General features: G+C 70.3%; 10 protein-coding genes. 8 read left to right on the top strand and 2 right to left on the bottom strand.

All coding sequences use genetic code 11. From position 1 onward, the window contains the following. From D458_RS37295 to D458_RS0132530, 4 genes are all read left to right on the top strand, one after another. On the top strand, window positions 1–244 hold a 244-nt coding region (locus D458_RS37295; protein WP_204366946.1), incomplete at its 5' end, for a hypothetical protein. A 775-nt stretch (window positions 245–1019) separates the two neighbouring features. Continuing rightward, entirely contained in the window at window positions 1020–1682 is a 663-nt protein-coding gene (locus D458_RS0132520; protein WP_017590902.1) for a DUF6230 family protein, read from the top strand. Beyond that, entirely contained in the window at window positions 1673–2107 is a 435-nt protein-coding gene (locus D458_RS0132525) for a DUF6114 domain-containing protein (RefSeq protein ID WP_026119904.1), read from the top strand. Before D458_RS0132520 ends, D458_RS0132525 begins: the two co-directional genes overlap by 10 nt. Before the next feature lie 151 nt (window positions 2108–2258). Then, on the top strand, window positions 2259–2927 hold the full coding sequence (locus tag D458_RS0132530) for a hypothetical protein (protein ID WP_017590904.1): 669 nt from the start codon (window positions 2259–2261) through the stop codon (window positions 2925–2927). Window positions 2928–3039: 112 nt separating this feature from the next. Here the strand turns inward: D458_RS0132530 and D458_RS0132535 are convergent, their stop codons facing one another. Both D458_RS0132535 and D458_RS0132540 read right to left on the bottom strand, forming a co-directional pair. Continuing rightward, on the bottom strand, window positions 3040–3375 hold the full coding sequence (locus D458_RS0132535; RefSeq protein ID WP_017590905.1) for a hypothetical protein: 336 nt from the start codon (window positions 3373–3375) through the stop codon (window positions 3040–3042). 93 nt (window positions 3376–3468) lie between these two features. After that, window positions 3469–5037 (bottom strand): molybdopterin-dependent oxidoreductase, encoded by a 1569-nt coding sequence (locus D458_RS0132540; RefSeq protein ID WP_017590906.1) that lies wholly within the window; start codon window positions 5035–5037, stop codon window positions 3469–3471. Window positions 5038–5164: 127 nt separating this feature from the next. On the opposite strand from D458_RS0132540, the gene sigK reads away from it, so the two are divergent. The 4 genes from sigK to D458_RS0132560 all read left to right on the top strand — a co-directional run bounded on the left by sigK (window position 5165) and on the right by D458_RS0132560 (window position 8999). Further along, window positions 5165–5785, top strand: coding sequence for an ECF RNA polymerase sigma factor SigK (gene sigK, locus D458_RS0132545; protein ID WP_017590907.1), 621 nt, complete (start codon window positions 5165–5167; stop codon window positions 5783–5785). A 5-nt stretch (window positions 5786–5790) separates the two neighbouring features. Beyond that, window positions 5791–6507 (top strand): anti-sigma factor, encoded by a 717-nt coding sequence (locus tag D458_RS0132550; RefSeq protein WP_017590908.1) that lies wholly within the window; start codon window positions 5791–5793, stop codon window positions 6505–6507. Window positions 6508–6658: 151 nt separating this feature from the next. After that, window positions 6659–8338, top strand: coding sequence for an AMP-binding protein (locus tag D458_RS0132555; protein ID WP_017590909.1), 1680 nt, complete (start codon window positions 6659–6661; stop codon window positions 8336–8338). Window positions 8339–8513: 175 nt separating this feature from the next. Further along, window positions 8514–8999, top strand: coding sequence for a MarR family winged helix-turn-helix transcriptional regulator (locus tag D458_RS0132560; protein WP_026119906.1), 486 nt, complete (start codon window positions 8514–8516; stop codon window positions 8997–8999). Window positions 9000–9057: the final 58 nt, after the last annotated feature.

A 9057-nucleotide genomic window follows, 5' to 3' on the forward strand; every position in this document is an offset into this window, starting at 1 on the left:
AACATGGCTTAAAGAAAATCAAACACGCGCTGTTGAGTTCTCAAGAAACAATCACTCTTCCCGCACAAGCGCCAGAACCAGTGTTCTGTCTGCTCTTCCGTGGAAGGCTTTCTGCTTTCCGGCCGTTGTGGCGGCCCGTCCGCTTCGTTGTGTCTTTACTTTATCAGGTGTTCCGCGCCCCGCCAAATCGGCGGTTTGTGTCAACCAGATCGGGGTAAAGCCCGTTTTGCTTTTCCCAGTCTAGCGTTTCCTTCGCGGTGTTTTCACCGCGTTGTTCGCGCTGGTCTGTTCGAAGCAACTCTCTGAGTTTACATGGCCCGAGCAGTGCTCGAACCGGTGTGTTTCGGAGAGGATGTCTGCGATCGCGCCCCGGCTCCGAGTCGACCCTCGCGGGCCGCTCACCGTTTCGCGGCGACCTGGAGAACATTACCCCCCTCCCCGACCCCAGGCAAACCGAAGCGCCTGTGTCGCCGGTCACCGACGAACCCTCCCCCTCGGGCGCCGGCCCGCGTACGGTCCGGCACGGCCTCGCGCGCACGCGCGCGCGTTCATCTCTGTCTCCGCCCTGCCTCCTCCCCGAGAGCCCGTGCCCGGACGACCCCCTCTCCCGAGGCCGGCCCCGGCGACCGCGACCACTCACCGGAATGACGAATCCGAGTACTCGCAACCCTCACCCGGTTGACAAGAAGGGACCGATCCGCGCTCTGATCAAGCTGGAAACCACACCATGAGGGCCCGTTCGCCACCGCATTCACACACGCCGCATATTGGCGTTTTCGCAGGTCAGACAAACGGAATGCTCGATACAAGATCATTCTCGGGAAAATCGAGAAAGGGCGAGAAAGCCGCCGGGAATCCCTTGAAACGACGGTGTTCCCGATGCATGATGTGCAGCGTTACTGCAACAGATTCTGGTCCGGCGCCGACCCGCACACGGGGAGGAACCGGTCCGGGCCGCGTGCCGGATGTTCGGGGGGACGGCAGGCGCAGCGCGGCCATGCACCCTGGAAAGGACATGCGTGGACACCACATCCCCCGACGTGCTCGACGGCTCCACCGACGCCACGGAGACACCCGAGAGCCACACCAGCTGGAAACGCTTCGCCCTCTTCGCCCTCCCCGCAGGGGCCGCTATCGGCGGCATCCTGGTGGCGATGGCCGGCGGAGCGCTCGCCGCGTCGTTCAGCATCTCCGGTCAGCAGTTCAAGATCTCGGCCGACGAGATGCACGGTGAGGGCTTCACCCAGTTCGGCTGGATCGACGCGACCGTCCGCGAGGAAGCGGTCCCCGTGGCGGTCGCGGGCATCAACGAGGCCGAGATCCACAGCCTGTGCCAGTCGGTGCTGACCACGGAGTTCGCGTTCGTCGGTCCGATCTCGCTCATGTTGACCGCCGGTGACGCCGGAACTCCGGTCCAGGCCTCCGACCTGGTCATCGACATGGAGCAGATGGACGGCAACGCCGAGTTCACCGACATGGAGATCGGCCGGGACGCCTCCACCCTGGACAAGGGCCCGGACGGCTTCGGGTCGGGTCGCGGCCACACCGACCTGTTCGGCATGCAGTCCGACACCATCCACGTCGAGGACCTGGAGCAGACCGCCCGGGCCGCTTCCGCCGGAACCTTCCGGCTCCACAACCTCAGCCTCGGCGTCTCCCTCGGGGACGACGAGTGCTTCTGAGGAGAACCCGGGAACTGTGGGCCGGGTGGACGCGGTGGCGCAGGAGGCGCCCGTTCCTGGCGGGCCTCCTGATGATCCTCGCCGGGGTGGAGATGCTCCTGATCACCCGGGTCCCGGTCGAGATGATGATCTACCTCGGGGTCGGGGCCGTGTCGACCCTCGTGTTCAGCGGCATGCTGGTCGTCCTGGGGCTGATCACCTGGTTCACCCCGAACCAGCACATGATCACCGGCAGCTTCGCCGGGTTCATCGCGTTGGGCGCACTGATCCTGTCCAACCTCGGCGGTCTGGTCATCGGGACCCTGCTGGCGCTGGTCGGCGGCGGTCTGGCCTTCGCCTGGAGGCCTGTCGCACGCCCGCCCCGCAAGCGGCGCGGCCGGGGCCGGCGCCGGAGGCGGGAACGGGAGACCGAGGCCGCCCACTGAACGACCGGGGGCGCGCGGGCGCCGTACCCCTCCCGTGTGCTCCCGGTTCTCCGTCAGGCAAGTGACATCCACCTACGTCGGCGCGTACACCACATCCCACGCCGGGCGTCCCCTGCGCATGCCGTCCGGCCGTCACACACAAGGAGTACTCATGTCGGTTCCGCGACCGAGATCCCGCGTCCGCTCCTACCTCGCCGTCGCCGCCACCGGGGCCCTCGTCCTGGCCTGGGGCGGCCCCGCCCTCGCCGCCCAGCAGAGCCCGACCACCGTCGAGCCCGCCGGGGCCGCCTTCACCGCCGAGCTCGTCGGCTCGGCCGTCTTCACCGCAGGAGACGTCACGATCACCTGCGACGTCTCGGTCAGCTCCCCGGGCGGAGGCAACAACCTGGTTCCCGAAGCCCCCGACAACCACAACCCCGACGGCACGGTCGGCGGGCCCATCAACGCCCCGGACTTCACGGACTGCACGACCGACGTCGTCTTCGTGGGCGCGACCGTCACCGTGAACGACCCCGTGTGGCAGATGACGATGCGGCACGGGTCCCCCTCCGTCGCGACCATGGTGGTCCCGGCATCGGGGATCGTGGTGAACACGACGGGCCTCGCCTCCTGCACCACCACGGTCAACCCCGACGCCGAGGCGCCGATCGAGGGTGACTGGACCAACGGCGACCCCGCCTCGTCGCTGGCCTTCGACACCACGACCGCGGTTGAGATCGAGGGCGGTTTCGGCTGCCCCGACACCGACGAGGCCGGGTTCACCGCCACCTACGAGGTGACCAACGCGGACGACCCCTCCGCGCCGATCACCGTGTCCTGAGGCACCGTCGCCCGGAGGGCGCTGCCGTGAACCGGTGACCTCTCGGCACCGGTCGCGGCCGGCCACGGCTCCCCGGCCTTCCCGCCGGGGAGCCGTGTGCCCGGTCCGTGCCTCAGTTGTCGTCGTCCATCTCCTCCTCGTCCCCCATCTCCTCGTCTCCCGTGTCCTCCTCCATGTCCTCGTCCATGGAGTCCTCCCCACCTTCCATGTCCTCGTCCATGGAGTCCTCCCCACCTTCCATGTCCTCGTCCATGGAGTCCTCCTCGTTCCCCATGTCCTCGTTCATGTCCTCGTCCGTGGAGTCCTCCTCGTCGCCCATCTCCTCGCTCTCCACCGCGGGGTCGTCGGAGGCGGTGTTCTCACAGGCCGCGAGGGAGAGGGCCGCGGTGAGGCCGATGGCTCCGGCGGCGAGGAGCCGGCGCACGGTGTTGGTGGCGGACGCTGTCATCGTTTCTCCTACTGTCGGGTTCTCGTACCTTCGTGCCGGCTCCGGGCCGGCGCTCCCCGCGCCTGCCGCGCGGGAGTTCTGGGGGAGCGTCCCTCACTCGACGGTGACCTCGATCGTGTGGTGCCCCGTCGCCCCGTCGGGGGCCGGAGGAGCGGGGTCCGCGGTCTGGGTCCTGCTCCGCCTGTCGGTCGCGCGCACGGTGAGTTCGTGGTCTCCGGGTTCGGCCGCCCAGTCGAAGACCCACTGGCGCCAGGTGTCGGCGGTGTCCTCCGCGGCCAGGGTCACCGGCTGCCAGTCTCCTCCGTCCACCCGGATCTCGACCTGGTCGATCCCGGTGTGCTGGGCCCAGGCCACCCCCGCGACGGCCACCGTCCCGGCCCCGACCGCGCTGTTCCCGCGGGGTGTGTCGATCCGCGACTGCGTCTTGACCGGGCCCTGTGCGGACCAGCCGCGCGGCACCCAGTAGGCGTCGAACGCGTCGAAGGTGGTCAGCTCGATGTCGACGATCCACTTGCACGCGGACACGTATCCGTAGAGCCCCGGGACCACCATGCGGGCGGGGAACCCGTGCTCACGGGGGAGCGGCCGTCCGTTCATCCCCACGGCGAGGAGCGCGTCCCGGCCGTCCATCACGTCGGCGACGGGCGTCCCGATGGTCATCCCGTCCTCGGAGCGCGACACCAGTTGGTCCGCACGCCCTCCGTCCTGCGGGGAGCGCACTCCGGCCTCCTCCAACAGGGCGGCCAGGGGCACCCCGATCCAGCGGGCGTTGCCCACGTAGTCCCCGCCGACCGGGTTCGACACACAGGCCAGGGTGATGTCGCGTTCGGTGAGGTCATCACGTGCGAGCAGGTCGGCGAAGGTGTACACGCGTTCCCGGGCGCCCAGGCCGTGGATGCGCAGTGACCAGGCGGTCGCGTCCACGTGCGGCACCGACAGGGCCGTGTCGATCCGGTAGAAGTCCTCGTTGGGCGTCAGGAACGGGGCGAGCCCGTCGATCTCCAGGTCCGCACCGTCCGGGACGGGCGCCGCCGGGAACGCCGGTCGCGGCAGGGTGATGTCCGATCGGGACAGTTCCGCACCGGAGCCGGCGAACGACCGGGCCGTGGTTCCCACGCCCGCGGACACGGCGGCGACCGCCCCGGCGACGAGGGCGAACCTCCTGCGGTCGAACCCCTGCGGCGGGCTGTCGTTCCCGTCCTGTTCCGTCGGCCCGGACGCGGCGGTGCGCAGGAGCCCGAGCAGGACGGCTGCGCAGACCAGCGCGCCGACGAGGGTCGGAACGGCGTCGAGCGCTCCGCTGTCGGGCCGGGTCAGCGCGGCGGCCAGGCCGACGGTCGCGAACACGGCGATGCCCGTGTACCCGGCCCAGCGGCGTCGTGCGGCGACGGCGCCCAGCACGGCCGCCGTCGCGGCGAGGACGGCGCCCATAACGACGAACAGGGCGATCTTGTCCGCCGTGCCGAAGGTGTCGACGGCGAACTGCTTCAGGGGCAGGGGGGTCAGGTCGACGACCGCGTCACCGACCGCGAGGACCGGGGACGCCCCGGGCCGGGAGATCAGGACGCTGAGGGCCTCGGCGGCGGCGAGTGCGGCGGCCGTCGCGACGAGGCCGGCGATCGCTCCCGGGACCGGGCCTGTGGTTCGGGTGGTGTCCGACATGCCCCTGGTTCGGAGCCGTGGGCGCGAAGGAGACGTATCCTTTGATCACGAAAGAGTAACCATCACTCCCCGGGGGCGTCTCCTCCGGGTGCCCCGCTCCGAATGCCGGGGTGAGAGCTCTGGGAGGATGGTGGCGGTGGAACAGGTGAGTGGTTTCAGGTCGGGTGCCGCGGGGCCCGGTCGCAGAACCGTCCCGTCGGACGGGGACCTGGCGTCCTTGCTGCGGCAGACGGCCCTCGGCGACCTCGCCGCGTTCGAGCGGGTGTACCGGGAGCTGAGCGGCCCGGTGTTCGGCCTGGTCCGCCGGGTGCTCCTGGACGAGGCCCAGTCCGAGGAGGTCGCCCAGGAGGTGTTCCTCGACGTCTGGCGCAACTGCGGGCGCTTCTCCCCCGAGCGGGGCACCGTGCGTTCGTGGGTGCTCGTCATCGCCCACCGCAAGGCCGTCGACCGGGTGCGTTCGGAGGAGTCCGCCAACGCCCGCGCCGCCGCGGCCGGGCGGCTGGAGCCGGACACGACACCCGCCGACGGTGTCGAGCGCCACGTGGAGAACACCCTCGAACGGGAGAAGGTCCGGCGCTGTCTCCGGCGGCTCACGGAGTTGCAGAAGGACGTGGTCCGCCTCACCTACTACACGGGGTACACGCAGCGGGAGGCGGCCGATCTCCTCGAGGTCCCCCTGACCACGGTGAAGGGGCGTCTCCGGGACGGCCTGATCCGGCTGCGGGACTGCTTGGGGGTGGTCGCGTGAGCGGCATGGAGGCACACGGTCTGATCGCGGGGTACGCGGTCGACGCGCTGGAGCCCGAGGAGCGGGCCGAGGCCGAGCGGCACCTCGCCGGCTGCGAGGAGTGCCGGCGCGACCTGGAGGAGTTCCGCGAGACGCTGGTCCGTCTGGCGTACTCGGAGTCGTCGGAGCCTTCGGCCGAGCTGTGGTCGAGGATCAGCGGGTCAGCGCGACGGACCCGGCAGGCGCCCCCGGCCTCCGCGCCCGAACAGGTGGTCCCGGGGCCGGGGCGCTGGTGGCGCGGACGGCTCCCCTGGCTGGTGGCCGCGGCGTGCACCCTGGTCGCCGTGGTGCTCGGCGCCACGCTGGTGGCGGTCGACCGCCACATGGACGACGTGAGCCGGCGCACCGCCGCGGTCGAGGAGCTCCTGGCGGCTCCGGACACGCACATGCACGAGGGCGACCTGGGCGGGGAGGCGAGGGCGACGGCCTTCACGTCCTACGAGATGGACGCCCTGATGCTGGTGGTGGAAGGGCTGCCCGAGGCCCCGCCGGGGATGGCCTACCAGGTCTGGTACGTGGACGAGGACGGCATGCGTTCCGCGGGGATGTTGGAGCCGTCTCCGGGCGGGCGGTACTCGGCGCTCTCCGACGACATGGGCGAACCCGTCCAGGTGGGTGTCTCGTTGGAGCCGGAGGGCGGCATGCCGGAACCCAGTGAGCCACCCATGAAGTTCGACCTGTAGTGACAACTACGCACGAGTAGTCACTCACCCGGGCACGGAGAAACTCCACGGCCTCCTCACCTACGGTCGCAGTACTCCGTGGAGTCAAGAGGCGAAGGCTCCCCGGAGGGCGCGGACCGCTTCGCCCGTCGCCGTACCCCTCGGAGACCCCATGGCGTCCTCAGCCAGCCTCCCGACCGCACAGCCGGACCAGCACGCGGACCCGTCAGCGCGGTCCCGGCTGCGCCACACCCTCAAGGTGGTGAGGGTGCTGGTCAAGGCCGGGGTCCTCTCCCCGGGCCGTCCGGACAGGATCGTCCGCCAGCTCCGCGCGTTGAAGACGTGGGGGGCCACCATCGCGGGCGGTTACGCCGCCGCCGGTGAGCGCGTGCCCGACCAGGTGTCCGTGATCGACGACGCCGGGAGCACGACCTTCGGTGGGATGAACCTGCGCGGGCGCGCACTCGCCCGCGAACTGCGCCGCATGGGTGTCCGGCAGGGGTCCCGTGTGGGTCTGCTGTGCCGCAACCACGCCGGGATGGTGCAGGCGGCCGTCGCCTGCGGCCGCCTGGGCGCCGACGCGGTCCTGTTGAACACCGGGCTGGCCGCCGGTCCGCTGCTCGACGTGGTGAAGCGCAACGAGGTCTCGCTGCTCATCGCGGACGCCGAGTTCGAGGAGCTGTACAAGGAGCTGCCGCCGGAGATCCCCCGGGTGACCTCGTGGGGGGAGACGAGCGTGCCCGGTCCCCGGATCCCGGCCGAGGTCCGGGAGTCCGCGGAGGAGGACCCGGAGCCGCCGGAGCGGCCCGGGCGGCTGATCGTGCTCACCTCGGGGACGACGGGCACTCCGAAGGGTGCCCGGCGCCCCACCCCGAAGGGGCCCCAGGACGCGGCCGCGATCCTGTCCCGGATCCCGCTGAACTCCAGGGACCGGATCCTGGTGTCGGCGCCGGTCTTCCACACCTGGGGTCTGGCCGGGGTCCAGCTCGGCATGTCGATGCGGGCGACCCTGGTGATGCGCCGGCTGTTCGAGCCGGAGGACGTGCTGCGGACGATCCAGGAACAGCGGTGCACGGCGCTGTTCGCGGTGCCCGTGATGCTCCGGCGGATCATGGACCTGCCCCGGTCGACGCGGGAGCGGTACGACACCTCGTCGCTGCGGATCGTGGCGTGCAGCGGTTCGGCGATGAGCCCGCAGCTGATCAGCGACTTCATGGACGCGTTCGGGGACGTGGTCTACAACCTGTACGGGTCGACCGAGGTGTCGTGGGCGACCATCGCGACCCCGGAGGACCTGCGCCTGGCACCGACCACGGCGGGGCGGCCACCGCTGGGGACCCGGATCGCGGTGCTGGACGAGCGGGGCGAGGAGGTCCCGCAGGGGAGCCGGGGCGCCATCCACGTCGGTAACGAGATGCTCTTCGACGGCTACACCAGTGGCCGGACCAAGCGGACGACCCGCGGTCTGATGGAGACCGGCGACCGGGGTTACGTGGACGGCCACGGGTTGCTGCACGTGGCCGGGCGGGACGACGACATGATCGTCTCGGGCGGTGAGAACGTCTTCCCCCGTCCGGTGGAGGAGGCGATCGTGACGATGCCCGCGGTGCGCGAGGTGGTGGTGACGGGGGTGCCGGACGAGGAGTTCGGACAGCGGTTCGCGGCCTACGTGGTGCCGTACGAGGGTTCCTCCGTCGACCCGAACGAGATCCGCATGCACGTGCGCGAGGAGCTGGGCCGGTTCTCGGTGCCGCGCGACGTGGTGGTTCTGGCGGAGCTGCCGCGCAACGCCACCGGGAAGGTGGTCAAACGGCGGCTGCCCAGCAGCGTGCCCGAACAGCGGGGGGAGTAGCCCGCCCACGGGCACCCGATCCCGGCCCCGACGGCTCCGATGCGACCTCGCCTCGGAGCCGTCGGCCTCCGCGTGCCGGTCTTGTACACCGATGTCCCCGGTTTCCCTTTTTTGCTTGCGCACAAGGTAATTGTGGGCTTTGACATCGGGTGCGCGGTTACTACGATGTTGAACGATGCCCGACCGACCCCCCGCCCCTACGGGCGACTTCGAACTTCCGGCAGTCGACGAGCAGATGTGCTTCGCGCTGTACGCGGCCTCGCGTGCCGTCACGAACCTCTACCGCCCGCTGCTGGACCCGCTCGGCCTGACCTACCCGCAGTACCTCGTGATGATGCTCCTGTGGGAACGCGGAGAGTGCGCGGTCAAGGAGATCGGCGCGGTGCTGCAACTCGACTACGGAACACTCACCCCGCTGCTCAAACGCCTGGAGACCAACGGCCTCCTGCGGCGGGACCGCGATCCCTCCGACGAACGCTCGGTGCTGGTCACCACCACCGGGGAGGGCGCGGCGCTGCGGGCCCGCACCCGCGGCATCCCGGAGGCCATCGGACGGGTCATCGACCTGCCCGAGGAGGAGTTCGAGGCCACCAGGCTCGCGCTGCGGCGGCTCACCGCCCACGTACTGGCGGGCGAGGCCAGGGTCGCCGAGGAGACCTAGATCGTTGATGGGAAATCCCTGAAACCCCTGCGGGCATGACGAAGGGCGTCAAGGATCA

The sequence above is a fragment of the Nocardiopsis ganjiahuensis DSM 45031 genome (assembly GCF_000341085.1).
In the GTDB taxonomy this organism is placed as follows: domain Bacteria; phylum Actinomycetota; class Actinomycetes; order Streptosporangiales; family Streptosporangiaceae; genus Nocardiopsis; species Nocardiopsis ganjiahuensis.

What these genes read in the sequence shown, in the direction of transcription:
- D458_RS0132530 (WP_017590904.1), top strand. Translation starts at nt 2,259, where the DNA reads ATGTCGGTTCCGCGACCGAGATCCCGCGTCCGCTCCTACCTCGCCGTC.
- D458_RS0132535 (WP_017590905.1), bottom strand. Translation starts at nt 3,375, where the DNA reads ATGACAGCGTCCGCCACCAACACCGTGCGCCGGCTCCTCGCCGCCGGA.
- D458_RS0132540 (WP_017590906.1), bottom strand. Translation starts at nt 5,037, where the DNA reads ATGTCGGACACCACCCGAACCACAGGCCCGGTCCCGGGAGCGATCGCC.
- sigK (WP_017590907.1), top strand. Translation starts at nt 5,165, where the DNA reads ATGGTGGCGGTGGAACAGGTGAGTGGTTTCAGGTCGGGTGCCGCGGGG.
- D458_RS0132550 (WP_017590908.1), top strand. Translation starts at nt 5,791, where the DNA reads ATGGAGGCACACGGTCTGATCGCGGGGTACGCGGTCGACGCGCTGGAG.
- D458_RS0132555 (WP_017590909.1), top strand. Translation starts at nt 6,659, where the DNA reads ATGGCGTCCTCAGCCAGCCTCCCGACCGCACAGCCGGACCAGCACGCG.
- D458_RS0132560 (WP_026119906.1), top strand. Translation starts at nt 8,514, where the DNA reads ATGCCCGACCGACCCCCCGCCCCTACGGGCGACTTCGAACTTCCGGCA.